We start from the raw sequence: 26150 nt of genomic DNA, 5'->3' as shown, positions 1-26150 counted from the left end.
TCCGTACCGGCGTCCGCGGTGGCCGGTCGGGCAGGCCGGGTGCCCGACCGGGCACTGTTGGTCCGCCCGCGTGTGGTCGACGATGGACCTTCGGAAGGCTGTCCGGTCGAGGGCGGCCTTACCGGCAGACCCCACGTGACCGACCTCGGCGCCGGGCGTCCGGGTGCGGTGCCGGGTGCGGTGACCGGCTGCGACGCCTCCGCCGGCCGGCGTGGTCGCCGACCGGCCCCGGCCCGGGGCCCGGCGCGGTGGTCGGGCGTGACCGGTCGGGCAGCCCCCGGTGCCCCACCGTGCTCTTCCAACGCACATACCGACTGGTTAGTCTGGACTCTTGCCGGGGGTGCTGTGTCCGTGTGCCGTGTCGAAGGAGACCGATGGTGGAAGCCGTGCAGGATGCCGGAGTCGTGGTGACCGGAGCGGGGGGCGGGATCGGGGCCGCGCTCGCCCGCCGGTTCGCCGCCGAGGGGGCCAGGGTCGTGGTCAACGACCTGGACGCCGGGAAGGCCGAGGCGGTCGCCGCCGAGATCGGCGGGACCGCGGTGCCCGGCGACGCCGCCACGATCGTCGACGCGGCCCGGGACGCCCTCGGCGGCACCGTCGACGTCTACTGCGCCAACGCCGGACTCGGCTCCGCCGGTACGGAGGCCGCGGACGAGCAGGTCTGGGAGCAGGCCTGGGACGTCAACGTGATGGCCCACGTCCGGGCCGCCCGCGCCCTGCTGCCGGACTGGCTGGAGCGCGGCAGCGGCCGCTTCGTGTCGACCGTCTCCGCCGCCGGACTGCTCACCATGATCGGCGCTGCCCCCTACAGCGTCACCAAGCACGGCGCCTACGCCTTCGCCGAGTGGCTCTCCCTCACGTACCGCCACCGCGGCCTGAAGGTGCACGCGATCTGTCCGCAGGGCGTGCGCACCGACATGCTCGCCGCCACCGGCAGCGCGGGCGACCTGGTGCTCAAGCCCACCGCGATCGAACCCGCCGAGGTGGCGGACGCCCTGTTCAAGGGCATCGAGGAGGACCGCTTCCTGATCCTGCCGCACCCCGAGGTCGGTGAGTACTACCAGGTCAGGGCGGCCGAGCCGGACCGCTGGCTGAGCGGCATGAACCACCTCCAGCAGAAGTGGGAGGCCGAGCGGTGACCGGCGTCCGCTACACGGACCGACCCTGGCTGGCACTCCTCGACGACCACCAGCGCGCCCCCATCAGCCCCGCCGACTCGCTGGTGCACGCGCTGCGCCGGGCCGCCGCCGAGGCCCCTGAGCGCACCTTCCTCGCCTACTTCGACGGCCGGCTCGGCTACCGCGAGGTCGACGAGCTGTCCGACTCCGTCGCCGGGCACCTCGCCGCGCGCGGCCTGGAGCGCGGCGACCGGGTGGCCGTCCTGCTCCAGAACTCCCCGCACTTCGTGCTCGCCGTGCTCGGCGCCTGGAAGGCGGGCGCGACGGTGGTGCCGGTCAACCCGATGTACAGGTCGGGCGAGGTCGGACACGTCCTGCGGGACGCCGAGGTGGCCGCGCTGATCTGCTCCGACCGGGCCTGGGAGACGTATCTGGCCGACACGGCGGCCGACTCACCCGTACGGATCGTGCTCACCGCCTGCGAACTGGACTTCCAGACCCGCGGCGACACCCGTGTGCTGGCCTTCGAGCGCCTGCCGCAGGCGGACGACGCCGAGGACCTCACGGCCGTGGCCCGCGGCGGTTTCGCCCCGCCCGAGGGACGCGACCCGGCACCGGCCGACATCGCCCTGATCTGCTACACCTCGGGCACCAGCGGCACCCCCAAGGGCGCCACCAACACCCACGGCAACATCATGTACGGCGCCGAACGGCAGCGCGCCGGACTGCGGCTGCCCGAGGCCCCCGTCTACTTCGCGCTCGCGCCGCTCTTCCACATCACCGGCCTGACCTGCGAACTCGGCGCCTGTCTCAACAGCGCGGGCACCCTCGCGATGACGTACCGCTTCGAGGCGGGCGCCGTCCTGGACGCGTTCGCCGAGCACCGCCCGCACTACACGGTGGGCCCGTCGACGGCCTACATGGCGCTGGCCGCGCACCCCGCCGTCACCCGGGACCACTTCGCGTCCTTCCTCAACGTCTCCTCGGGCGGCGCCCCGCTGCCGCCCGCGCTGGTCGAGAAGTTCCGCACGGGCTTCGGCCCCTACGTCCGCAACGGCTACGGCCTCACCGAGACCTCCGGCGCCGTCGCCGCCGTCCCGCCCGGCCGCGAGGCCCCGGTCGACCCGGCCTCCGGCGCCCTCGCCGTCGGCACCCCGGGCGCCGAGACGGTCGTCCGGATCCTGGACGAGCAGGGCGCCGAGGTGCCGTTCGGCGAACAGGGCGAGATCGTCGTCCGGGGGCCGCAGGTCGTGCCCGGCTACTGGCGGCGCGCCGAGGCCACCGCGCAGACCTTCCCCGACGGGGAACTGCGCACCGGCGACATCGGCTTCATGGACCCCGAGGGCTGGCTCTACGTCGTCGACCGCAAGAAGGACATGATCAACGCCTCCGGCTTCAAGGTGTGGCCGCGCGAGGTGGAGGACGTGCTGTACACCCACCCGGCGGTCCGCGAGGTCGCCGTCGTCGGGGTGCCGGACGGCTACCGCGGCGAGACCGTCAAGGCCTACATCAGCCTGCGTCCGGGCGCCGACGCGGACCCGGCCGAGCTCACCGCGTACTGCAAGGAGAGACTGGCCGCCTACAAGTACCCGAGGGAAGTCGAGATCCTGCCCGACTTGCCGAAGACGACTAGTGGGAAGATCCTCCGTCGGGAGTTGCGTTTGCGTTCCCGAGAAAGTCAGTAGGACATCACCGGAAGGCGGGTGGCGGCAGTGCCCAGGACGACCGACGGAGACGGGGCCCCCGTCCCGCAGCGGCTGCTGGCCGCCGCCACCCGGCTCTTCGCCGAGCAGGGCTACGACCGGACCTCCGTACAGGAGATCGTCGAGGCCGCGGGCGTCACCAAGGGGGCGCTCTACCACTACTTCGGTTCCAAGGACGACCTCCTCCAGGAGGTGTACGCGCGTGTGCTGCGGGTCCAGCAGGACCGTCTCGACGCCTTCGCCGACGCGGACGAGCCGGTGGAGAAGCGGGTCCGGGACGCGGCGGCGGACGTGGTGGTCACCACCATCGAGAACCTCGACGACGCGATGATCTTCTTCCGCTCGATGCACCAGCTGAGCCCGGAGAAGAACAAGCAGGTGCGCGCCGAGCGCCGCCGCTACCACGAGAGGTTCCGCGCGCTCATCGAGGAGGGCCAGCGCGAGGGCGTCTTCTCGAAGGCGACCCCGGCCGACCTGGTCGTGGACTACCACTTCGGCTCGGTCCACCACCTGTCGACCTGGTACCGCCCGGACGGACCACTCACCCCGCAGCAGGTCGCCGACCACCTCGCCGACCTGCTGCTGCGCGCCCTGCGCCCGTAGCCTGCGCGCGTACCCCTACAGGTACTTCTTCAGCTCCCGCCGTGCGAGCGAGCGCTGGTGCACCTCGTCCGGACCGTCCGCGATCATCAGCGTGCGCGCCGCCGCGTACAGCTCCGCCAGCGGGAAGTCCTGGCTCACACCGCCCGCCCCGTGCAGCTGGATCGCCCGGTCGAGGATGTCGACGACCGCGCGAGGCGTGGCGATCTTGATGGCCTGGATCTCGGCGTGCGCGCCCTTGTTGCCGACGGTGTCCATCAGCCAGGCCGTCTTCAGCACCAGCAGCCGCAGCTGCTCCACGGTGACCCGCGCGTCCGCGATCCAGTTGTGGACCACACCCTGCTGCCCGAGCGCCTTGCCGAACGCGGTACGCGACACCGCCCGCCGGCACATCAGCTCGATGGCCCGCTCCGCCATCCCGATCAGCCGCATGCAGTGGTGGATCCGGCCGGGGCCGAGCCGGGCCTGCGCGATGGCGAAGCCGCCGCCCTCCTCACCGATCAGGTTCGCGACCGGCACACGCGCGTGGTCGAAGATCACCTCGGCGTGGCCGCCGTGCGAGTGGTCCTCGTAGCCGAAGACCTTCATGGCGCGGTGCACGGTGACGCCCGGGGTGTCGCGCGGGACCAGCACCATGGACTGCTGACGGCGGATGTCTGGCCCGTCCGGGTCGGTCTTGCCCATCACGATGAAGATCGCGCAGTCCGGGTTCATCGCCCCGGAGATGTACCACTTGCGGCCCGTGATGACGTACTCGTCGCCCTCGCGCCGGATGTGGGTCGTGATGTTGGTGGCGTCCGAGGAGGCCACCTCCGGCTCGGTCATCGCGAACGCCGAGCGGATCTCACCGGCAAGGAGCGGCTCCAGCCACTGCTTCTTCTGCGCCTCGTCGCCGAACTGCGCCAGCACCTCCATGTTCCCGGTGTCCGGCGCGGCGCAGTTGGTCGCGGGCGGCGCGAGATGCGGGGAGCGGCCGGTGATCTCGGCCAGCGGGGCGTACTGGAGGTTGGTGAGGCCGGCGCCGTACTCGGCGTCCGGCAGGAAGAGGTTCCACAGGCCCTGCCTGCGCGCCTCGGCCTTCAGCTCCTCCACGATCCGCGGGGTGTCCCACGGCGAGGCGAGCAGCGCCCGCTGCTCCTCGGCCACCTCCTCGGCCGGGTAGACGTACTCGTCCATGAAGGCGAGCAGCTTGGCGCGCAGTTCCTCGGTGCGTGCGTCGAACGCGAAGTCCATGGCCGTCAGCCTTCCTGAAGAGTGGTCAGACCGTGCTGGATGAAGACGGGAACCAGGTCCCCGATGCGGTCGAAACCGCGCCCGACCGTCTGGCCCAGCGTGTAGCGGTAGTGGATGCCCTCCAGGATCACGGCGAGCTTGAACCAGGCGAACGCCGTGTACCAGGAGACCGCGGAGACATCGCGTCCCGAGCGCGCGGCATACCGCTCGATCAGCTCCGCGGGCGCGGGATGCCCGGCCGCCATGGCCGTGGTGGAGACGGGAGACTCGGGCATGCCCAGCGGCAGGCTGTACATCACCAGCAGGCCCAGGTCGGTCAGCGGATCGCCGAGTGTGGACATCTCCCAGTCGAGGATCGCCGTGATCCGGTCGTTCTCGCCGAGCAGGACGTTGTCCAGCCGGTAGTCGCCGTGCACGACCGTCGGGGCGGGGGAGTGGGGCAGCGCGCGCCCGAGGGCCGCGTGCAGCTCGTCGATGCCGGCCAGCTCGCGGTTGCGCGAGGCGTCCAGCTGCTTGCCCCAGCGCCGCAGCTGGCGGTCGAGGAACCCCTCGGGGCGCCCGAAGTCGCCGAGCCCCACGGCCTCGGGGTCCACCGCGTGCAGGTCCACGAGGGTGTCCACCAGCGCCAGTACGGCGTCCCGGGTGCGCTCGGGGCCCAGCGGGGCGAGCTGCTCGGCGGTGCGGTACGGGGTGCCGGGCACGAACTCCATGACGTAGAACGGCGCTCCGAGCACGTCCTCGTCCTCGCACAGCAGGACCGGCTCCGGCACCGGGACGTTCGTCGGGTGCAGTGCGCTGATCACCCGGTGCTCGCGCTTCATGTCGTGCGCGGTCGCGAGGACGTGGCCGAGCGGGGGCCGTCTGACGACCCACCGGGAGGTGCCGTCCGTGACCGCGTAGGTGAGGTTCGAGCGTCCGCCCTCGATCAGCCGGCCGGTCAGCGGGCCCTGCACCAGACCGGGTCGCTCACGGTCGAGCAGGTCGCGCAGCCTGGCGGGGTCGAGACCGGGCGGGTGGTCGGAAGCCATCGTCGCTCCTACGGACGCGTGAACGGGACTCCACACATGATGCCGACCGGTCGGTATGTCGTCCAGACGGCTGCGGGGAACGTGATCGGGCCCACCCTAGGCCGACGGCTCCCCGTGCCGGAGCGCGGGGAGCCGTCGAGAGGCGAATTCCGGCCGGATCGTGGCCGGTCGGTGGGGCCGGTCAGCGTGTCCGGTCCGTCGGTCCGGTCAGTGGTCGTCCCAGTGGCCGTCGTGCGCGGCGTGCCGGTGGCCGTCGTGCACGTAGTCGACGTGGTCGCCGTGCAGCACGGACTGGTGGCCGCAGTTCTCGCCGTGCCGGTGCTCGTGGCCCTCGTGGGCGGTGTGCCCGGCGGCCTCGCACTCGTCCCAGTGGCCGGAGTGCTCGCGGTGCAGATGACCGTCGTGCGCGTAGTCCACGTGGTCCTCGTGCGGGACGGCGGTGTGACCGCAGTCCGGGCCGTGGATGTGCGAGTGGGAGGGGTGTTCCAGGTGCGTGGTGGTCATGGTGCTCACCTTGGGGTGGGGGAATGGCGACGGACACGTTGCCATACGAAACCGAGCATATGGGGGCATCTCGGTGGCGTGCCCTCCGAGTACCCCATATGAGCGGGGTCCGGGGCGGCGAGCGGGCGGGTGCCGGGCGGGTGCCGTCAGAAGACCAGCGTCATCGCCACCGCGGCGAGCGCGACCGTGCACAGGGCCGCGGCGGCCGCCTGGCGCGGGGCGATCGCCTGCGGCCGGCCGGCCGCCTCCGCGGCGAGCACGCGGATCCGGCGGTGGGCGATCATCAGGAAGCCCAGCCAGAGCAGACAGCATGCGGCGCAGGCGAGCACGCCGGTGACGGAGGGGCCGCCGCGCAGGGTGGTCCGTACGGCGAGTACGGAGGCCACGGTGCCCGAGAGGGTCGTACGACGCCATGCCAGGCGGGTGCGCTCCGGCTGGAGCCCCGGGTCCCGCTCCCCGGTGAGGACCGGGTTCACCCCGCCCATCCGAACAGCACGACCACGACCATGGCGACGGCCACGACCGCGATGACCAGGCTCAGCACGGCCGGGAACCGTGACACCGGCAGGTCCTCGCCCCGGCGCATCGCGCGCTCGCAGCGCACCATGTGGTTGATCGCCCGCAGCGCGCACAGGACGCCGGCCGCGAGCAGGGCGAGCGCCAGGCCGACCCGCCAGCCCCAGCGCAGGTCGGGCAGGAACTGGTCCACCGCGAAGCCGCCGCCGATCAGTGCCAGCGCGGTACGCAGCCAGGCCAGGAACGTGCGCTCGTTCGCCAGCGAGAAGCGGTAGTCGGGGGTGCCGCCGTCCCCGCGGAGGCGTTCGGGCCCGAACCACAGGCGGACGTTCTGCACGAATTCGCTCACGCGCACGACCCTAACCCGGTGGCGTGGTCCGCAGCCGCCGGTAGGCGGCCAGTCCGTCGGGCACCCACTCCCACTCCGTGAGCAGGCGCTCGACCTCGGTCTCCGGCAGGAAGTCGTGCCACGCGACCTCCTCGACCTGGGGTCGTACGGGCAGCTCGCACCGCACCTCGTAGACCGCGGACCACCAGCTCTGCCCGGCCCCGTTGTCGTAGAGGAACGTGAACAGGTGGGTCGGCCGGGGGAGTCCCGACACCCCCAGCTCCTCCTCCGCCTCGCGCAGGGCGGCGTCGTCGTAGGACTCGCCTGCGCCGACGACTCCGCCTACGAACATGTCGTGCAGGGAGGGGAAGACCAGCTTGGTCGCGGTGCGCCGGTGCACGAAGATCCGGCCGGAGGTGTCGCGGGCCTGAACGAAGACACAGCGGTGCCGCAGTCCCCTGGCGTAGATCTCCCCACGCGATGCCTGCCCGACCACCCGGTCCTGCTCGTCGACGACGTCGAGGATCTCGTCAGCAGCACTCATCCCCCCATCCAAGCAGCCGCGTCCCGCGGCCCCCGGGGGTGGGTGGTCCGGAGGGTTTGTCCGTTGCGGCCCCGTCGTGGCTGGTCGCGCAGTTCCCCGCGCCCCTGAGGAGGCTGCCCTGAGCGGCACCGGATGGCGAACCACGCCCGGGCCACCCACCCAGGGGCGCGGGGAACCGCGCGCTCAACCACGACGGCGCCGCACAGAAGATCCCTCCGAACCCCCCACCTCTCAGGGGCGCGGGGAACTGCGCGAACGACCACGACGGCGCCGCACAGAAGATCCGTCCGACCCCCCCACCTCCCAGGGGCGCGGGGAACTGCGCGAACGACTACGACGGCGCCGCACCCGAAAATCGACCCTCAAGGGGCGCGGGGAACTGCGCGAACGACCACGACGGCGCCGCACCCGAAACGCAACCCCTTCAGGGGCGCGGGGAACTGCGCGACAAGCCGCGATGGCGCCGCACCCGAGAACGGGGAACGTCAGCTCGGGCGGAGGGGCTGGAGTTGGGGCACCCGGGGCTGCGCCGCCCCCCGGGGCATCGCCGGGTGCAGGCCCAGCAGGACGATGCCGGCAACCACGGCGGCAAGCCCCGCCGCCTCCCACGCAAGCGCCCCGGGATCCATCCGAAGCCGGTCCCCGAGGAACCCCACCCCACAGATGATCCCGGCAATAGGCTGCGCCGCGGTAAGCGCAGGCAACGACATCCGCAGCGACGCGGTCTCGAACGCACTCTGCACCAGAATCAGCCCCGTGACGCCGAGCACCAGCACGGCATACGGCTGCCACCCGGTCAGCAGCTCAAGCAACCCACCCTCACTGAAGCGCTGCCCACTGACCCGCGTCAGCGCGTCCTGCACCCCGTAGAGCAGCCCCGCGGCCAGCGCGAGCAGCACGGGCCCCGAGCTGAGCCGGGAACGCTTGGCGTACGTCGTGAACAGCATCGCGAGCCCGACCATCACACCGATGATCAGCCAGTGCCGTACCGGATCCGTGACCGCGGTACCACCCTCCGGCTGGCCCGCCACGATGAACGCGCTCACCCCGCCCGCGAGCAGCGCGAGCCCCGCCCACCCCTGCCGGCCCAGCGGCTGCTTGGTCTGGTGCCGGGAGAGCGCGAGCGCGAACAGCAGGTTCGTCGCGAGCAGCGGCTCCACCAGGGACAGCTGGCCCTGGCCGAGCGCGACCGCGCCCAGTCCCATGCCCGCCGCCATCAGGGCGATACCGCCGAGCCAGCGCGGCACCCGCATCAGGTCCAGGAGGAGGCGCGGGGAGAGGAAGTCGCCGAGGGGCGCCCGCTGGGCGGCGTTCTGCTGGAGGACGAAACCGAAGCCCAGGCAGCACGCGGCGCTCACGGAGAGAACCAGTACCAGAACCGACACGCTGTACCTCAGGATCATCCGGCCGGGACACGGAGTGCGGGACGGCCGACTCTAGTGGCCCACGGGGCGGGGTGCCCCTGGGAGCGCCCGATGGTGGCGCGGCCATTGACAGCCCATGGTCCGCCGCCGAACCCCACATGGCTATGGCGTACACCACACTCTTACCCGGGAACTGGGCCGGGCACGGCGCCCATCTCCACCGGAGCAGGGGCAACTGTCACTTCATTCACACCAGTTGACGCGTGTCACGCCGCTCTCGCACTTGACGGTAAGCGTTGGCTGCGGTTTTGCTGTCCGTGATCGGCCGATGACGCGCCGACCACCACCACATCGTCGCTGAGGAAGTCTTGCGGTGTCTCCTCCCCCGCCTCCCCTTGGCCGGGGCCGCAAGAGAGCGGCTCAGGCCTACGACGCGGCTCTCGACGACACCGATCTCAGTGCCGCCCGTGCCGCGCTCGCCCAAGGACGCTGGCAGGCCGTCCGCTCCCTGCTGGTGCGCACCGGCGACGACTGGGACCGGCGCGGCCACCGCGTCACGGTCCTCGCCGCCGAGTCGTACAGCGCCGCCTGGGCCCGCGAGTGGCAGCTGGCCGAACCCGAGTCCGCCGACGCCGCCGTACTGCTCGCGTTCGCGCTGGCCCACGGCGTCCTGCGCGGCAAGGAGAAGCCCGCGCGGGCCCGCCAGGCCGGCCGGGCGGCCGCCGAACTGGTCCCCGACGACCCCACCCCGTGGCTCGGGCTGCTGATGCTGGAACGGGCCGTGGGCGCCGACGAGGACGTGGTCCGGCTCTTCGACGAGGTCCGCCACCGGCACGCCGACCACCACCACGCCCACCACCTCCTGGTGGCGCGGCTCGCCGAGCGGCTGACCGAGGGCGGCGCCGACCCGCTGCACGAGGTGTACGACTTCGCCAACTGGGCCGCCGAGCAGGCACCCGCCGACTCCCCGCTCGCCATCCTGCCGGTCGTCGCGCACGCCGAGCGGTTCCGGGTGCTCGCCGCCGCGGGCCGGCTGCCCGCCGACCCGGCCGCCTCCGGGCACTGGTCCGGACGCCGGGCCCGCCAGGTGATGAAGGCGGCGTTCGACTGGTGGCTGGAGTGGGAGCACGAGGACCATCCGCGGCGCCTGGTCGACCTGAACTTCCTCGCCCACGCCAAGTACTGCGAGGGCCGCGGCGCCGAGGCCGCCGCCCTCTTCCACCGGATCGGCGACCACTTCACGCCCCAGCCCTGGTCCTACCCGGACCACGACCCGCACAGCGCCTTCCGCGCGGCCCGCGACAGCGCGCTCGGCGCCGGTTGACGCCCGCACACAGGATTCCGACCCGTCCCTCCGAAAGGACTCACCCCCGATGAGCACCGGCAGTCCGAGCAAGAGCAGATCAGCCGCGCCCGACGGCATCAGCACGTTCAAGGGGCAGGAACGCGCGCTGCGCGCCGACCGGCTCGGAACGGGGGGCCTGCTGCTCTCCGTGCTCGCCGCGACCGCCCCTCTGATGGTGGTCGCGGGTGTCATGCCCACTACATTCGCGGTGATGGGCATCGTCGGACAGCCCCTGCTCTTCGTCGTCCTCGGCGTGGTCCTGGTCCTGTTCGGCATCGGCTACGCCGAGATGAGCCGCCACGTCCACAACGCGGGCGCCTTCTACGCCTACATCTCCCGCGGCCTCGGCGGCACCGCCGGCGCGAGCGCCGCCATGGTCGCCCTCGTCGCCTACAACGCCCTCCAGGCCGGCATCTACGGCATCTTCGGCTTCGAGGTGGCCGGCCTCCTCGCCACCTACGCCGAGGTGACGGTCGCCTGGTGGATACCGGCGCTCGTGGCGCTCGCCGTGGTCGGCGCGCTCGGCTGGCTGAAGATCGACGTCAACGCGCGTGTGCTGGGCGTCCTGCTGGTCATCGAGGTCGCCCTCGTGGTCATCTTCGACGTTGCCGCCATCGCCGACCCGGGCCCCGAGGGCTTGTCCCTGCACCCCTTCAACCCCGACACCCTCAGCGGCGCCGGCGTCGGCACCGCCCTCTGCTTCTGCATCGCGGCCTTCCTCGGCTTCGAACAGGCCCCGGTCTACGCCGAGGAGACCAGCCGGCCGCACATCCTGGTACCGCGCGTGATGTTCCTCGCCGTCGGCGGCACCGCCGCGTTCTTCGCGTTCAGCAGCTGGGCCCTCACCGTCGCCGCGGGCCCCGGGGGGATCGTGCCGGCCGCACAGGAACAGAGCGCCGGCCTGCTGTTCTTCCTCACCGAACCCCGCCTCGGCGGTACGTTCACCGACGTCCTGCACGTGCTCTTCGTGACCGGCATGTTCGCCGCGATGCTGAGCTTCCACAACGTCGTCGCCCGGTACGCCTTCGCCATGGGCCGCGAGGGCCTGCTGCCGTCCGCCTTCGGCCGTACGACCGGCAGCAGCGGCGCCCCGGGCACCGGCTCGCTGCTCCAGACCGCCGTGTCCGCGGTCATCGTCATCGCCTTCGCGCTCACCGACGACGGACCCGACGGCGACCCGACCGCGCCGGTGCTGCACCTGTTCACCTGGTTCGGCAACATCGGCGCGCTCGGCGTGATCCTGCTGATGGCCGCCGCGTCCCTCTCCGTGGTCGTCTTCTTCGTCCGCCGGGGAGCCGCCGGCACCCAGGGCTGGCGGCTGGTGACCTCCGCGCTCGCCGGGCTCGCCCTCGTGGTGATCGCGTTCTACACGGTCAAGGACTTCGACGTCCTGGTCGGCGCCGGACCCGGCTCCTCCCTGAGCTGGATCCTGCCCGGCATCATCGGCCTCGCGATCGTCGCCGGACTCGTCCAGGGCCTGGTCATGAAGGCCCGGGCACCCGAGGCCCATGCCCGGATCGGCCAGGGCAACGAGGCGTTCCAGCTGGAGAAGGAGGCCGAGTCGCGCTCGTCCTGACAGCGGCCCGGCCCACCCAATGCTTACGGAAGGCTGACGAGCATCCGCGAACCCTGGCCCGAACGGGTTCGCGGGTGCTCGAATGACGGTGTGAACCCCGAACACCCCGAGGCACCGGACACCCCCGGCGACCCCGCACCGGCCGAGGCGCCCGGCAAGCCCGTCGGGCGGCGGGTCCTCCTCGGCACCCTCGGCCTGGGCGCCTTCGGCGTGCTTGCCGCGCCCACCCTCCAGCGAGGCATGGAGTCCTTCCTCGCCGGAGCGGCCGACAAGGACCCCACCGGTCTCACCAACCTGCTCCCCAACGGCGGCGGCTTCCGCTACTACTCGGTCACCGCGTCCGTACCCCGCAAGAGCGCGACCGACTACCGTCTCACGATCGACGGTCTGGTCGACCGCCCCACCACGTTCACGCTGGCCGACCTCCGGGCCATGCGGCAGACCCGGATGGTCCGTGACGTGCAGTGCGTCACCGGCTGGCGGGTCCCGGGCACCCCCTTCGAGGGGGTACGGCTGTCCCGGCTGCTGGACGCCGCGGGAGTGCGCCCTTCGGCCGGGGCGGTGCGCTTCACCTGCTTCGACGGCGCGTACTCCGAGAGCCTCACCCTCGACCAGGCCCGGCGCGCCGACGTCCTGGTCGCCCTGCGGATGCAGGACAAGGACCTCGGCCACTCGCACGGCGGCCCGGTCCGCCTCTACGTGGCCCCCATGTACTTCTACAAGTCCGCCAAGTGGCTCTCCGGCATCACCCTGACCAAGGACGTCGAGCCCGGCTACTGGGAAGAGCGCGGCTACGACGTCGACGCCTGGGTGGGCCGTTCGAACGGACGCGACGATGAGCCTACGAGCTGAGGCCCCGCCGGCTGCGGCGCGTATCCGGCGCTTCAGCCGCGCGGAGCGCTGGATCCACCGCATGACGGCATTGCTGATGGGCATCTGCGTGGCGACCGCGGCCTGTCTCTACCTCCCGCAGCTCGCCGAACTCGTCGGCCGCCGCGAGCTGGTGGTCCGGATCCACGAGTGGGCGGGCCTCGCCCTCCCCGTCCCCGTCCTGGCGGGCCTGGCCTCCCGTGCCTTCCGCCGGGACCTCGGCCGCCTGAACCGCTTCGGCCCCCACGACAAGGTCTGGCTGCGGTCGGTACTCCGCCGCGACCACCGCCCCGGCTCCCGCCCGGCGGACAAGTTCAACGCCGGCCAGAAGCTCTACGCGTCCTGGATCGCCGGCGCGACGCTCGTCATGCTCGGCACGGGTCTGCTCATGTGGTTCACGGGTCTCACGTCCCTGCGCTGGCGCACGGGTGCGACCTTCGTCCACGACTGGCTCGCCCTCACCATCGGCATCGTCCTCGCCGGCCACATCGGCATGGCCCTCGCCGACCCGGAATCCCGCCGCGCCCTCCGAACAGGCTCAGCCTCCCAATCCTGGGCATCCCAAAACCACCCCCTCTGGCGCAAGTAGCCCCCACCCAGGAACACGGGCACCTACCCGCCCAGCCACGACGCCATCCCAACGCAGGTGCCTGCCCCCACCCAGGGGCGCGGGGAACTGCGCGCCCAGCCACGACGGCGGGACAGCCACCCGACGCCCCGCGCAGGCGCACGGCGCATTCCGGCGGAGGCGACCACAGCCCACCCAGGGGCGCGGGGAACTGCGCGACAAGCCACGACGGCGAAGCAGCCGCCCGACGGCCGTCGTCCCGTGACGTCCGGTACGACCCCGGCTACCCCACCGTCGTGGCCGTTCGCGCAGTTCCCCGCGCCCCTGGGTGGGTCCAGCACCCCTCGCCTACGAAGCTCCCCCCGACCTCGGAATTCCCCGCTTCCGGCGCCCCAGGCACAGGCGCCCCTGATCCCGGCACCCCGGGCTCGTCGGTCCCCGACTCAGGCACCCCTGGCTCATCGGCCCCCGGCCCGGGCGTACCCGACTCAGGCGCCCCCGGCGTATCCGTACCCGGCTCAGGCACCCCCGGCTCGTCAGCCCCAGGCGTATCCGTCCCCGGATCCCCCGGCGGCGGCGCAGGCGCCCCCTCCACCGGATCCAGGGAGATCGGCTCCTCCCCACCCGGATCTCCGGCACCCGGCCCTGTCCCCGGCCCCGGCCCCGGTCCCGTTCCCGGATCCTCCGTCCCCGGTGACGACACCGGACCCGGCGCGACGACGGTGAACGCCTCCGCGAGGCTCGCCTCGACGTCGCCGTAGCGGACGCTCACCCCCACCGTCCGCGGATAACCCGCAAGCTCCGGCACCACCACCGACAGCACAGCCCCCGCACCCGGCACCGCGAGCGGCGGCACGGCGACCGGCACGCCGTCGATCAACACCTGCGCGCCCAGCGCCAGTTCCGCGGCGTCGAAGTGCGTACCCCGCAGCTCGATCCGCACGGCGTCACCGGGCCGCACGTCCGCACCACCCGCATCCACCGACGCGATCTCCAGCACACAGGCCGGCTTCGCATCCGGATCCGCGGCGAGCCGCGCCCGCTTCCCGGGGTGCGCGCGACGGAAGTCGAGAAGCCCCTCCAGCACGGTCAGCGCGGCCCGCCCCTTGCAACTGCCGACCTTGCCCACGGCGGCGGCGTACGCGGCGCTCGCGGTGTCCCAGTCACCACCCCGGCCCTGCACGGCCAGACACGCCGACGCCAGTCCCTTCATGACCTGCCAGTCGGGATCCGCCGCGGCCGCCGGCACCGCGGCAAGGCCCGCCGCGCACTGCCCGGGGTCGACCAGCACGTCGTACACGCTCGCGGGATCCGGCACATGGTCCGCGTCGGACGAACCGGGACCGGGCGGCAGCCAGGGGAGGTCACCGACCGGTGCGGTCGGGGAGGAAGGAGCTGCGTCAGGGGCTCGCCACGGCTTCCGCGGCGCGTCGGTCGGCGGCACCGAACCCACCGTCCCGGTCGCGTTCCCCGCGGGCAGCGAGAGCAGAGGCGGAACCGGTGACGTCGGCCCCGGGGTCACCGTCCCGCCGACCGCGCCGGCCGACGGCCCCGCCGTACCCGGCACGCTCCGGCCGTTCCAGTGCCCGTCGGCGTCGGGTCCCGGCCCGGCGAACGCGACGGCGACCACCGCCACCGTCCCCGCGACCAGCAACCCCGAGATGCGTGTCCCCAGGGAAACCGCCATGCCACCCCCCGATGTGATGCCCTCCGGGGCAGCGTGCGGCCACCGGAGGCCTCTACATCATCAACCCCGCCGGGCCCAGAGGGAAGGCGCGAATCCCTTTCGTCCGTACCAACATCACCACAAGCCCGCCCGGTTCATCCCCTTCGTCCGCTCACGCGTCCGACAGATCCAGCAGCACCTTGCACGCGCGCGCCCGGTCCGCGGCCAGCGCGAACGCCGACTCCGCCGCCCGCACCGGCACCACCGCGCTGATCAGCCCGTCGAACGAAGGTCCGGCCGTCAGCAGGGCGAGCGCGTCGTCGAACTCGGTGTCGAAGCGGAACGCGCCCCGCAGTTCGATCTCCCGGCTCACCACGAGGTTTCCCGCGAACGGCGACTGTCCGGGAGGCAGCATCCCGAGCTGCACCACGACCCCGCCGCGCCGTACCAGCCGCAGACACGTGTCGAGTCCGGCCGCCACCCCCGACGCCTCCACCGCCACGTCGACCTCGGCGGGCCACCCGGCGTCGGACGGATCGTCCGCGCGGACGAGTGTGTCGGCGCCGGCGACCGACGCGTACCGCAGCGCCTCCGGCAGCAGATCGGTCACCGTCACCCGGTCCGCCCCGGCCGCCTTCGCCGCCGCGACCACCAGGCAGCCGATGGGCCCGGCACCGGTGACCAGCACGTGCCGCCCGGCGACCGGCCCGGCCCGGCGCACGGCGTGCAGGGCGACGGACAGCGGTTCGGCGAGCGCGGCCCGCCGCAGGTCCAGGCCGCCGGGAAGGGGCCGCAGCTGCTCCGCGGGCACGGCACGGAACTGCGCGAACCCGCCCTGCACATGCGGAAAGCGGGCCGCGCTGCCGAGGTAGCGGGTGTCCCGGCAGACGTTCCGCCGCCCGTCCGCGCACTCCGGGCAGACCCCGCAGGGGGTCGCCGGGTGCACGGCGACGGACGTACCGACGGCCGGTCCCGGGGTGTCCGGGGAGCCGTACTCCACGACCGTCCCGACCACCTCGTGTCCGAGCAGCATCGGCTCGCGCAGCCGGAAGTCGCCGACCCCGCCGTGCCGCCAGTAGTGCAGGTCCGAGCCGCACACCCCGCCGTAGCGGACCGCGACCAGCGCCTGGCCGGGCCCCGGCACCGGGCGCGGCAGCTCCTCGACCCGCAGGTCGCCCTGTCCGTGGATCACACAACCGAGCATCCGCACGGCCCTCCTCACAGCACGCTGGTCATTCCGCCGTCGACGTAGAGCACCTGTCCGCCCACGAAGTCGGCGGCCGGGGAGGCGAGGAACAGCACCCCGCCCACCAGGTCCTCCGTACGGCCCCAGCGTCCTGCCGGGGTGCGTCCGCGGACCCAGGTACTGAACTGCGGGTCCTCGACGAGCGGCCTTGTCAGTTCGGTCTCGATGTAGCCGGGGCCGAGCCCGTTGACCTGCACGCCGTGCGGGCCCCAGTCGGCGCACATGCCCTTGGTCAGCATCTTCAGCGCGCCCTTGGTGGCCGCGTAGGGCGCGATGCCGGGCCGGGCCACCTCGCTCTGCAACGAGCAGATGTTGACGATCTTGCCGTGGCCGCGGGCCGTCATCCCGCGGGCCGCGGCACGGCCCACCAGGAAGGCGCTGGTCAGATTGGTGTCGATGATCCGGTGCCAGTCGGCGGCGGTGAACTCCAGGAGCGGGGCGCGCAGTTGCATCCCGGCGTTGTTGACCAGGATGTCCAGCGGGCCCACCCGCTCCTCGACCCCGGCGATCCCGGCGTCGACCGCGGGACCGTCCGTCACGTCGAAGGCGGCGATGTGCACGTCGCCCGGGATCCCGTCGGGAGCCTGCGCCCGCAGTTCGTCGGCCGCGTGCTTCAGGCGCCGCTCGTCCCGTCCGTTGAGGACGACCGTGCAGCCGGCCTCCAGCAGGCCCCGGGCGAGTGCCAGGCCGATGCCGCGGCTGGAGCCGGTGACCAGGGCCGTGCGGCCGGTGACGTCGAAGAGAGGGTGAGCCGTCATGGTCGTACGCCTCCTAGATGACCAGGGAAAGGAGCATGACGAAGCCTCCGGCGACCACCGAGATGATGGTCTCCATCACCGACCAGGTCTTGAGCGTCTGGCCGACGGTCAGCCCGAAGTACTCCTTCACGAGCCAGAACCCGGCGTCGTTGACATGGCTGAAGAACAGCGATCCGGCGCCGATCGCGAGGACCAGCAGGGCGGTCTCGCCGGTCGACATACCGGCCGCGAGCGGCGCCACCAGACCGGCGGCCGAGACGGTCGCCACGGTCGCCGAACCGGTCGCGAGCCGGATCGCCACCGCGATCAGCCAGGCCAGCAGCAGGGCCGGGATCGACCAGTCCTCGGAGATCTCCAGAACCATCTGGCCGACGCCCGTGTCGATCAGCGTCTGCTTGAAGCCGCCGCCGGCGCCGACGATCAGCAGGATGCCCGCGATGGGCGCGAGACCCTTCTCGACCAGCCCGGAGACCCGGTCCTTGGCGAACCCGGCGGGCCGCAGCAGCGTGAAGATGCCCAGCAGTACGGACGCGAGTAGGGCGATCAGCGGGGAGCCGACGACGTCGAAGACCCGCTGGGTGGTGTTCTCGGGGTCGTCTATGAGGATGTCGACGAGCGCCTTGGACAGCATCAGGACGACCGGCAGCAGGATGGTGATCAGCGTCGCGCCGAAGCCCGGCCGCTTCTCCAGGGTCTCCGAGGCCCTTTCGGGGACCATACGTTCCGGGACCGGCACGTCCACCCAGCGGGCCGCGTACCGCGAGAACAGCGGCCCGGCGATGATCACCGTGGGGATCGCGACCAGCACACCGAGCGCCAGCGTCACCCCGAGGTCGGCCTTGACCGCGTCGATCGCGACCAGCGGCCCGGGGTGCGGCGGCACCAGCCCGTGCATCACGGACAGGCCCGCGAGGGCCGGGATGCCGATCCGCATCAGGGAGTAGTTGCCGCGCTTGGCGACCATCAGCACGACCGGGATCAGCAGCACCACACCGACCTCGAAGAACAGCGGCAGCCCGATCACCGAGGCGATCAGCACCATCACCCACGGCATGGAACGGCCACCGGTCTTCGCGAGGATCGTGTCGACGATCTCGTCGGCGCCGCCGGAGTCGGCCAGCATCTTGCCGAGGATCGCGCCGAGGGCGATCAGCACACCCACACCCGCGACCGTGGTCCCGAGGCCGGCGGTGAAGCTGGCGATCACCTTGTCCAGGGGCGCCCCGGCGAACGCGCCGAGCGCCAGGGACCCGATGGTCAGGGACAGGAACGCGTGCAGCTTGAACTTGGTGATGAGCAGGACGATGACGGCGATGCCCGCCAGGACGGCGACACCCAGCTGGGCGTGGCCGGCCGAGGTGATCGGCTCGACCGGGTCCGCTGCCAGCAGCTCGACACTGAGTCTGGTCACGGGGGATTCCCTTGCAGATACGGGGACGGGGGAGGGGCCTGGTGCGGGGCTACCGCGCGGCCGGGTCGGACAGCTCGTCCAGCGCGTGGACGGCCCGTTCGGTGATCTCCTCGGGACTGCCGGAGACGTCTACGGCGACTCCGGCCTCGTCCGGCTGGAGCGGTTCGAGCGTGGCGAACTGCGAGTCCAGGAGCGCGGCCGGCATGAAGTGGCCCTGCCGGTGCGACATCCGGTCCTCGATCAGCGCGCGGTCACCCGTGAGGTGCACGAAGACCAGGTCCGGTGCGGCGGCCCGCAACCGGTCCCGGTACGAGCGCTTCAGCGCCGAGCTGCTGACCACTCCGCCGAGCCCGGTCCGGCTGTCCGCCCAGGCGCCGATCGCGTCGAGCCAGGGCCAACGGTCGTCGTCGGTGAGCGCGGTGCCGGCCGTCATCTTGTCGATGTTGGCCCGCGGGTGGAAGTCGTCGCCCTCGGCGTACGGGACGCCGAGCCGGGCGGCCAGCAGGGGACCGATGGTGGTCTTGCCGGTGCCCGCGACGCCCATGACCACCACGACGTGGGGGGTGCTCATCGCTGCCTCGCTGTCTTCTTCGACATGTGTCCTCAAGGTGATGTCGAGCAATGAAACCCATAAGGTCCGACTAATTCAAGAGTCTGTGACTTATAAGTCCGACTTTTTGTTTCCGTGATCCGGCCCGTACGCTGAGTGCATGAGCACAACGGGCCGGGGGCTGCACGGCCATGTACTGGACACCCTCGGCCCCGAGATCACCGCGGGCGAGTACCCGCCGGGCAGTGTCCTGCGCACCGACGAACTGGCCCAGCGTTTCGACGTGTCCCGGTCCGTGATGCGCGAGGCGGTCCGCGTGCTGGAGTCCATGCACCTGGTCGAGTCCCGCCGCCGCGTCGGCGTCACGGTCCGCCCCGAGAGCGAGTGGAACGTCTACGACCCGCAGGTCATCCGCTGGCGCCTGGCCGGCATCGACCGCCCCCGCCAGCTCCGCTCACTGACCGTGCTGCGCTCGGCCGTCGAACCCGTCGCGGCCGGCCTCGCGGCGAAGCACGCCACGGCGGACCAGTGCGCCGCGCTCACCGAGTGCACGCTCGGCATGGTCGCCAACTCGCGTGGCCACCGCCTGGAGGCGTATCTCATCCACGACGTCGCCTTCCACCGGGTCATCCTCACGGCTTCGGGCAACGAGATGTTCGCCCGCCTCGGCGACGTCGTCGCGGAGGTCCTGGCGGGCCGCACCCATCACGACGTGATGTTCGAGGACCCCGACCCGGCTGCCGTCACCCTGCACGTGCAGGTCGCGGAGGCGGTCCGCGCGGGCGACGCGGTCCGCGCGGAGGCCCTGACCCGCGAGATCACGGTCGGCGCCCTCCAGGAACTGGACATCCTGGCCCCCTGAGAGCCGCGGGAGCCCCGAGCGGGGGTTCTAGACGCCCTGCGGGAACTCCCCGTCGACGTACACCCACGCCCCGTCGACCCGCTCGAACCGGCTCCGCTCGTGCAGCGCCCCGCCCCGGAACGACGCCCGGAACTCCACGGTGCCGGCCGTGTGGAACGCCGAGCCGTCACTCGTGCCGAGGATCTCGAGACCCGTCCAGCGCATGTCCGGATCGAGCTCGACCGACGCCGGACGCGTCCGCGGATGCCAGGTCCGCAGCAGATACGGCTCGTCCCGCCGCACGAACGCGCTGTACCGCGACCGCATCAGCGCCTCCGCGGTCGGCGCACCGGCCGTACCGGCGTGGAAACGGCCGCAGCAGTCGTCGTACGGCTCCCGCAGCCCGCAGGGACAGCGCGCGGGCGCCGCCGAACGGGGCGTCCGCCGGGACGACTTGCTCATGCCGACTGCCCCGCGCTCGGCGGATACTGCGGCCGCGCCGGCAGTGCGGGACCGGCCGACGGAAGCGGCGGCAACGCCGTCCCGTACAGCCACGCCTCGAACAGCTCGTCCAGCGGCTCGCTCGCGAAACGGTTCGCGTGCGCGGTGAACATCGCCGTCGTGGCCGTCCCGCCCCGGTGCAGCGACACCCAGCCGCGCAGCATCCGGAAGAACGCCTCGTCGCCCAGGGCGCAGCGCACCGCGTGCACCGCGACCCCGCCACGCTCGTAGAGCCGGTCGTCGAACATCAGCTTGCGGCCGGGATCGGCGAGCTTCAGGCCCTGCGGCAGCGTCGACAGCAACCGGTGCGCCGACGCGGCGAGTTGCTGGGCGCTGCGGCCCCCCGAGCGCTCCGACCACAGCCACTCGGCGTACTTGGCGAACCCCTCGTTCAGCCAGATGTGCCGCCAGTCCGCGATGGACACACTGTTGCCGAACCACTGGTGGGCCAGCTCGTGCGCCACCAGCCGCTCCGAACCGCGGCCCCCGTCCACGTGGTTGGCGCCGAACAGCGACAACCCCTGTGCCTCGACGGGGACGTCGAGCTCCTCCTCGGTCACCACGACCGCGTACTCGTCGAACGGGTAGGGCCCGAACAGCTCCTGGAACAGCTCCATCATCTGCGGCTGCCGCGCGAAGTCCCGGGAGAACTCCGGCAGCAGCTGCGCCGGGATGTGCCCGTGCTGCGGCACCCCGCCGAACCCCGTGTCACCCAGCAGCACCGTCTGGTACTTGCCGATCGACAGCCCGACGAGATAGCTCGACGTCGGCGCCGCCTGCTCGTACACCCAGGTCGTCGTGGACGCCTTCGTGGTCCGCGTCAGCAGCCGGCCACCCGCCACCACCGAGTACGCCGACGGCGTGGTGATGGTGATCTGGTACGAGGCCTTGTCCGCGGGCCGGTCGTTGCACGGGTACCAGGACGGCGCTCCGACCGGCTGGCTCGCCACCAGCGCGCCGTCGGTCAGCTCCTCCCAGCCGATGCCGCCCCAGGGGCTGTTGACCGGCTTGGGGTTGCCCGACCACTGCACCTCCACGGTGAACGCGGCCCCGGGACGGATCGCCTTCGCCGGCTTGACCCGCAGCCGTCCGCCGCGATGCGTGTAGTGCGGCTGCCGGCCGTCCACCCGCACCCGGCCGATCCTGAAGGCGGCCAGGTTGAGCTGGAAGTCCGCCAGCGGCGCACGGCCCGCTATGGCGTTGATCCGGGCCGTGCCCGAGAGCCGGTTGGGTCCGGGCCGGTAGTCCACGACGAGTTCGTAGCGGTGAACCCGGTAGTGGGGGTCACCGTTGCCCGGAAAGTACGGGTCCGGACCCGCCGACTGCTGAACTGCCACTGACCCGCCTGCTCCCTGCGCTGCGCTCGTACGTCGTCCGCGATCGTGTGCGTCCGTCCGCGTCCGCCTGTGTCCGCCTGTTCCGCCCGCGGTCTTCTGCGGTCTTCTGCCCCGACGCCGCGGGAGCCGCACCTACCGACGCCATGACTCGATCGGGTTCCCCAGCCAGCGGGTGTCGTCGGGAAGGGACTCGGCCGCCATCACCAGCGACGCGGGACCCAGGGTGGTGCGGGCACCCACCGTGCTGCCGGGCAGCACGATTCCGCCAGGACCCAGCGTCGCGCCCTCACGGAGGACCACAGTATCCGTCCGCAAGATCCGGTCGTGGAAGAGGTGCGTCTGGAGGACACAGCCCCGGTTCACCGTGACCGCGTCCCCGAGCGTCACCAGATCCGCCTCCGGCAGCCAGTAGCTGTCCAGCCACACACCCTTGCCGATCCGCGCGCCCAGACCACGCATCCAGACCGTCATCACCGGCGTACCCGGCACCGACCCGGCCAGCCACGGCACCGCGAGCACCTCGACGAACGTGTCCGCCAGCTCGTTGCGCCACACGAACGAACTCCACAGCGGGTGTTCACCGCCGTGATGCCGCCCCACCAGTACCCACTTGGCCACGATCGACACCAGTCCGGCGAGCACACCCGCACCGATCAGCACCACACCGCCCAGCAGCCAGGCCCACCCGCCCAGCACACTCAGCGCCGCCACCACGAGCACACCCAGCGCGGCCGAGCACAGCACCGGCACGATCCGGCACAGCTCCACCAGACCGCGCGCCCACAGCAGCCGCGCCGGCGGGTCGAACGTACGGCTCTGGTCGCCGTCGCTCGCGCTGCGCGGCAGCTTCACCGGCGGCAGCCCCAGATACGACGTGCCCTTCTTCGCCTTCTTCGGCGTCGCCGACAGCACACCCACGAGCCCGCCGTCCGGCACGGTCCGCCCCGGCGCGGTCATCCCCGAGTTGCCGAGGAACGCCCGCCGCCCGATCTCCGCGCGCCCGATCCTGATCCAGCCCCCGCCCAGCTCGTACGGAGCGGTCAGCGTGTCGTCGGCCAGGAACGCGCCCTCGCCGACCGTCGTGAGACTCGGCAGCGCCAGCACCGTCGACACCTCGGCGCCCTTGCCGATCCGCATCCCGAGCAGCCGCAGCCACACCGGCGTGACCAGCCCGGCGTACAGCGGGAACAGCGTCTCGCGGGAGCGGTCCATCAGCTGCGTGACCGTCCACGCCTGCCAGCCGATCCGGCTGTGCGTCGGATGCGTGCCCTCCCGCAGACCGAGGCTCAGCACCCGCACACCGACCAGGATCAGCAGCGCGTACACCGCGCCGAACGTCAGCGTCGCCGGCACCAGCGCGAGCGCGGCACCCCGCAGCGCCGCCGCGAGCCCGAGATCCGGGCCCACGAACGCGCGCGCCACCAGCAGCGCGGCCAGACCCGCGACGACCGGCAGCAGGGTCAGCGCGACCCCCGTCACCCCGTACATCGCCCGCCAGGACGTGCCGCGCTGCGGCCGCTCCTTGGGCCAGTTCCGCTTGGCCCTGCCGAGCTTGACCGCGGGCGAGCCCGCCCAGCGCTGCCCGGTCGGGACCTGTCCGGCGACCGCCGATCCCGGCGCCACCTCGGCCCGCTTGCCGACCCGGGCGCCCGGGAACAGCATGCTGCGCGTGCCGACCACGGCATGCGCGCCGACCTTGACCGCACCGATCCGCAGCCGGTCGCCGTCCAGCCAGTAGCCGGACAGATCGACCTCGGACTCCACGGCCGCGCCCCGGCCCAGTTTCAGCAGCCCGGTCACCGGCGGCAGCGAGTGCAGATCGGCGTCCTGCCCGACCTTGGCGCCCAGCGCCCGCGCGTAACGCAGCAGCCACGAACCGGTCAGCCCGGTCGCACCACTGAACTCGGCCAGCCGCTCGGCCGCCCACAGCCGCAGATGCACACTGCCGCCGCGCGGATACCGGCCCGGCCGCACCCCGCGCAGCAGCAGCCGCGCACCACCCGCCGCGATCGCGATCCGGCCGGGCGGACTGAAGAACAGCAGCGCCCCGGCCGCGATCGCCCACCACGAGGCGGTCGGCAGCCAGGCGTACCCGGACAGCAGATTGCCGACCGCGGTCAGCACCACGGTCCAGCGCAGCCCGAGCAGCGTGAACAGCGGCACGAGCGTCAGCAGCTGCACGACCTTGGCGCGCGTCGGCACCGGCGCGACGGTCCGCTGCGCGGTGTCGTCCTGTACGGACTCCTCCAGGCGGCGGGCCAGCTTGCGCAGCGTGGGCCGCTGGTAGATGTCGAGCACGGCCGCGCTCGGGTAGCGGGTGCGCAGCCGGGTGGTGAGCTGGGCGGCGGCCAGAGAGCCGCCGCCGATCGCGAAGAAGTCGTCGGAGGCGCCGCTCACCGGGATGCCGAGGACCTCGGTCCACTGCTCGGCGAGCCACGCCTCGGTGCCGTACAGCGGCTCGGCGGGACCGCCGGTGTCCAGGTTCGCCAGGGGCCACGGCAGCGCGTTGCGGTCGACCTTGCCGGACGTACGCGTCGGCAGGTCCGCCACCGGCGCGAGCAGCGGCACCAGGGCCGCCGGCAGCTCCGCGCGCAGCTTCTCCACGGCCGTCGCCTGGTCCCAGCCGTCCTGCGTGACGACATAGCCGACCAGCAGCTGGTTGCCGCTGCGCGCGGTCCGTACGGCGGCGGCGGCACCGGCGACGCCGGGCAGCGCCTGGAGCGCGGCGTCCACCTCGCCCAGCTCGATCCGCCGCCCGCCGAGCTTGATCTGCTCGTCGGCGCGACCGAGGAAGACCAGCCCCTCGGGCTCCGCCTTCACCAGGTCACCACTGCGGTACGCCCGCTCCCAGCCCAGCGATTCGAGGGGCGCGTACTTCTCCGCGTCCTTCTCGGCGTCGAGATAGCGCGCGAGACCCACACCGCCGATCACCAGCTGACCGCTGTCACCCATCGCGACGGGCTCACCGGCCTCGTCCACGACGGCCAGCTCCCAGCCCTTGAGCGGCAGCCCGATCCGGATCGGCTCGTCACCGGTCATCAGCGCCGCGCACGCCACGACGGTCGCCTCGGTCGGCCCGTAGGTGTTCCAGACCTCCCGGCCCTCGGTCACCAGCCGCTGCGTCAGCTCCGGCGGGCAGGCCTCACCACCGAAGATCAGCAGCCGTACGTCGCTCAGCGTCTCCGGCTCCCACAGCGAGGCGAGCGTGGGCACCGTCGAGACCACGGTGATGTCCTGCTCGACCAGCCAGGGGCCGAGGTCGGCGCCGCTCCTGACCTGCGAGCGGGGCACCGGCACCAGACAGGCGCCGTAGCGCCAGGCCAGCCACATCTCCTCGCAGGACGCGTCGAAGGCGACGGACAGGCCCGCCATGACCCGGTCGGCGGGCCCGATCGGGTCCTCGGTGAGGAACAGCGCGGCCTCGGCGTCGACGAACGCGGCGGCACTGCGGTGGCTCACCGCGACACCCTTGGGCCTGCCGGTCGAACCGGAGGTGAAGATGATCCAGGCGTCGTGCTCGACGCCGGGCCGTGCGGCGGGCACCTCGGAGCGGCCGTGCGGGGTCAGCTCGTGCCCCGCGCCGACGACGGCCCGTACATCGGCCTCGCCGAAGACCAGCTCGGCGCGCTCGTCGGGGTCCTCGGCGTCCACCGGGACATAGGCGGCGCCGGCCGCGAGCACGGCGAGGATCGCCACGTACAGATCATTGGTCCCGGACGGCACCCGGACCCCCACGCGGTCGCCGAGACCCACGCCCGCCGCACCAAGCCGCGCGCGCAGCCGCTCGACCTCCACGGCCAGCGCGCGGTAGGTGAGCCGGGTGGTGCCGTCGTCCAGGGCGAGCTCGTCCGGGTAGGAGCGCACGGAGGCGTCGAAGACGTCGACGAGGGTGCGCGGCGGGGCCGGCTGGCCCCCGGAGAAACGTGCGGTGTCGCCGAATCGCTCGCGGATCTCTTCATCGAGCAGGCCGAGAGCACTGCTCTCGTGTATGGCTGCCATCGGTCCTCGCGTCTCGATCCCGGAAACCCCGGGGCGCTGGCGGGCCCGCAGGTGCGCCTGGGGTTGTCCGGGTCCAGCTCCGTAACAAGCCGGAAATTTTAGTACGAAGCTAGGTCGGGCGCCTGGGGACGGCCACTCGAACGGCGCGTCCGGGGGTGCCCGGCGGGTGGTGGATGCCCTGTGACCTCGGGATCTTCGTAGCGGGGGAGAGATGCCACACATCAGCGGCACGGACGGTCACGGAGCCGGTCGGCACGGGTGACGGCGCTGTCCCCAAAAAGCAGAAGACCCCTGGTCAACAGGGGTCTGAGCTTGGTGTCCGAGGGGGGACTTGAACCCCCACGCCCGATAAAGGGCACTAGCACCTCAAGCTAGCGCGTCTGCCATTCCGCCACCCGGACAAGGTGTCTGTCGTGCGGGGTTTCCCTCGCGGCGACGACGTAAACATTACCAGGCTTCCGGGGGTGCCCGATCACCCCCCGGGCACGTGAACGGCGCGTAACGGACCGGGCCCGGTCTTGGGACCGGCGCCGCCGGGGAGGAG

The 26150-nt window shown here is 72.4% G+C and carries 23 protein-coding genes and 1 tRNA gene; 8 read left to right on the top strand and 16 right to left on the bottom strand.

All coding sequences use genetic code 11. The features are described from left to right. The first annotated feature begins 374 nt into the window (after positions 1-374). The 3 genes from ACIQAC_RS21220 to ACIQAC_RS21210 are packed head-to-tail and all read left to right on the top strand — an operon-like array spanning position 375 to position 3424. Positions 375-1139, top strand: coding sequence for an SDR family oxidoreductase (locus tag ACIQAC_RS21220; RefSeq protein WP_402193234.1), 765 nt, complete (start codon positions 375-377; stop codon positions 1137-1139). Further along, the gene (locus tag ACIQAC_RS21215; protein ID WP_402193233.1) at positions 1136-2803 is read left to right on the top strand and encodes a class I adenylate-forming enzyme family protein; all 1668 of its coding nucleotides are present in this window, start codon (positions 1136-1138) and stop codon (positions 2801-2803) included. The genes ACIQAC_RS21220 and ACIQAC_RS21215 overlap by 4 nt, the downstream gene beginning before the upstream one ends. Before the next feature lie 27 nt (positions 2804-2830). Further along, positions 2831-3424 carry a TetR/AcrR family transcriptional regulator gene (locus ACIQAC_RS21210; RefSeq protein ID WP_402193231.1) on the top strand — a complete coding sequence of 198 codons (594 nt, stop codon included), beginning with the start codon at positions 2831-2833 and terminating at the stop codon, positions 3422-3424. Between the two features lie 15 nt (positions 3425-3439). Here the strand turns inward: ACIQAC_RS21210 and ACIQAC_RS21205 are convergent, their stop codons facing one another. The 7 genes from ACIQAC_RS21205 to ACIQAC_RS21175 all read right to left on the bottom strand — a co-directional run bounded on the left by ACIQAC_RS21205 (position 3440) and on the right by ACIQAC_RS21175 (position 8959). Further along, on the bottom strand, positions 3440-4654 hold the full coding sequence (locus ACIQAC_RS21205) for an acyl-CoA dehydrogenase family protein (protein WP_402193230.1): 1215 nt from the start codon (positions 4652-4654) through the stop codon (positions 3440-3442). 5 nt (positions 4655-4659) lie between these two features. Continuing rightward, entirely contained in the window at positions 4660-5682 is a 1023-nt protein-coding gene (locus tag ACIQAC_RS21200) for a phosphotransferase family protein (RefSeq protein ID WP_402193228.1), read from the bottom strand. A gap of 207 nt (positions 5683-5889) precedes the next feature. After that, complete coding sequence (locus ACIQAC_RS21195) at positions 5890-6186, bottom strand: hypothetical protein (RefSeq protein WP_402193227.1); 297 nt, start codon at positions 6184-6186, stop codon at positions 5890-5892. Positions 6187-6332: 146 nt separating this feature from the next. Then, positions 6333-6671: a DUF202 domain-containing protein gene (locus tag ACIQAC_RS21190; protein ID WP_402193226.1), complete on the bottom strand. Its 339-nt coding sequence runs from the start codon at positions 6669-6671 to the stop codon at positions 6333-6335. After that, positions 6659-7051: a YidH family protein gene (locus tag ACIQAC_RS21185; RefSeq protein ID WP_402193224.1), complete on the bottom strand. Its 393-nt coding sequence runs from the start codon at positions 7049-7051 to the stop codon at positions 6659-6661. The genes ACIQAC_RS21190 and ACIQAC_RS21185 overlap by 13 nt, the downstream gene beginning before the upstream one ends. 10 nt (positions 7052-7061) lie before the next feature. Beyond that, complete coding sequence (locus ACIQAC_RS21180) at positions 7062-7574, bottom strand: NUDIX hydrolase (RefSeq protein WP_402193223.1); 513 nt, start codon at positions 7572-7574, stop codon at positions 7062-7064. A 485-nt stretch (positions 7575-8059) separates the two neighbouring features. Continuing rightward, positions 8060-8959: a DMT family transporter gene (locus ACIQAC_RS21175; protein ID WP_402193221.1), complete on the bottom strand. Its 900-nt coding sequence runs from the start codon at positions 8957-8959 to the stop codon at positions 8060-8062. A gap of 352 nt (positions 8960-9311) precedes the next feature. Between ACIQAC_RS21175 and ACIQAC_RS21170 the strand changes: the two genes are divergently transcribed. From ACIQAC_RS21170 to ACIQAC_RS21155, 4 genes are all read left to right on the top strand, one after another. Beyond that, complete coding sequence (locus ACIQAC_RS21170) at positions 9312-10262, top strand: hypothetical protein (protein WP_402193220.1); 951 nt, start codon at positions 9312-9314, stop codon at positions 10260-10262. Positions 10263-10311: 49 nt separating this feature from the next. Beyond that, positions 10312-11859: an APC family permease gene (locus ACIQAC_RS21165; RefSeq protein ID WP_402193218.1), complete on the top strand. Its 1548-nt coding sequence runs from the start codon at positions 10312-10314 to the stop codon at positions 11857-11859. 90 nt (positions 11860-11949) lie between these two features. Further along, a complete protein-coding gene (locus ACIQAC_RS21160) occupies positions 11950-12711 on the top strand; it encodes a molybdopterin-dependent oxidoreductase (RefSeq protein WP_402193216.1) in 762 nt (253 codons plus the stop codon). After that, a complete protein-coding gene (locus ACIQAC_RS21155; RefSeq protein ID WP_402193214.1) occupies positions 12695-13318 on the top strand; it encodes a cytochrome b/b6 domain-containing protein in 624 nt (207 codons plus the stop codon). Before ACIQAC_RS21160 ends, ACIQAC_RS21155 begins: the two co-directional genes overlap by 17 nt. 262 nt (positions 13319-13580) lie before the next feature. Here ACIQAC_RS21155 and ACIQAC_RS21150 read toward each other — a convergent pair whose 3' ends face one another. The 5 genes from ACIQAC_RS21150 to ACIQAC_RS21130 all read right to left on the bottom strand — a co-directional run bounded on the left by ACIQAC_RS21150 (position 13581) and on the right by ACIQAC_RS21130 (position 18949). Next, positions 13581-14984, bottom strand: coding sequence for a hypothetical protein (locus ACIQAC_RS21150; RefSeq protein WP_402193213.1), 1404 nt, complete (start codon positions 14982-14984; stop codon positions 13581-13583). Positions 14985-15135: 151 nt separating this feature from the next. Next, positions 15136-16167 carry an L-idonate 5-dehydrogenase gene (locus ACIQAC_RS21145; protein ID WP_402193211.1) on the bottom strand — a complete coding sequence of 344 codons (1032 nt, stop codon included), beginning with the start codon at positions 16165-16167 and terminating at the stop codon, positions 15136-15138. A 14-nt stretch (positions 16168-16181) separates the two neighbouring features. Continuing rightward, positions 16182-16967 carry an SDR family oxidoreductase gene (locus tag ACIQAC_RS21140; protein WP_402193210.1) on the bottom strand — a complete coding sequence of 262 codons (786 nt, stop codon included), beginning with the start codon at positions 16965-16967 and terminating at the stop codon, positions 16182-16184. Positions 16968-16980: 13 nt separating this feature from the next. Continuing rightward, positions 16981-18378 (bottom strand): GntP family permease, encoded by a 1398-nt coding sequence (locus ACIQAC_RS21135; RefSeq protein ID WP_402193208.1) that lies wholly within the window; start codon positions 18376-18378, stop codon positions 16981-16983. 49 nt (positions 18379-18427) lie between these two features. Next, positions 18428-18949 (bottom strand): gluconokinase, encoded by a 522-nt coding sequence (locus ACIQAC_RS21130; protein ID WP_402193207.1) that lies wholly within the window; start codon positions 18947-18949, stop codon positions 18428-18430. Positions 18950-19088: 139 nt separating this feature from the next. On the opposite strand from ACIQAC_RS21130, the gene ACIQAC_RS21125 reads away from it, so the two are divergent. Then, positions 19089-19790: a FadR/GntR family transcriptional regulator gene (locus ACIQAC_RS21125; RefSeq protein WP_402193205.1), complete on the top strand. Its 702-nt coding sequence runs from the start codon at positions 19089-19091 to the stop codon at positions 19788-19790. Positions 19791-19817: 27 nt separating this feature from the next. Here ACIQAC_RS21125 and ACIQAC_RS21120 read toward each other — a convergent pair whose 3' ends face one another. From ACIQAC_RS21120 to ACIQAC_RS21105, 4 genes are all read right to left on the bottom strand, one after another. Further along, positions 19818-20231: a YchJ family protein gene (locus ACIQAC_RS21120; protein ID WP_402193203.1), complete on the bottom strand. Its 414-nt coding sequence runs from the start codon at positions 20229-20231 to the stop codon at positions 19818-19820. Continuing rightward, positions 20228-21607 (bottom strand): M1 family metallopeptidase, encoded by a 1380-nt coding sequence (locus ACIQAC_RS21115; RefSeq protein ID WP_402193202.1) that lies wholly within the window; start codon positions 21605-21607, stop codon positions 20228-20230. The genes ACIQAC_RS21120 and ACIQAC_RS21115 overlap by 4 nt, the downstream gene beginning before the upstream one ends. A 132-nt stretch (positions 21608-21739) precedes the next feature. Further along, positions 21740-25606: a Pls/PosA family non-ribosomal peptide synthetase gene (locus ACIQAC_RS21110; RefSeq protein WP_402193200.1), complete on the bottom strand. Its 3867-nt coding sequence runs from the start codon at positions 25604-25606 to the stop codon at positions 21740-21742. A gap of 313 nt (positions 25607-25919) precedes the next feature. Further along, positions 25920-26007 (bottom strand) — tRNA-Leu (locus tag ACIQAC_RS21105). Between the last annotated feature and the right edge of the window lie 143 nt (positions 26008-26150).

Source organism: Streptomyces sp. NPDC088387 (assembly GCF_044753385.1).
Classification (GTDB): Bacteria; Actinomycetota; Actinomycetes; order Streptomycetales; family Streptomycetaceae; genus Streptomyces.
Note: the sequence above shows the minus strand (reverse complement) of the source record. Positions and strands in the feature narration are given on the sequence as shown.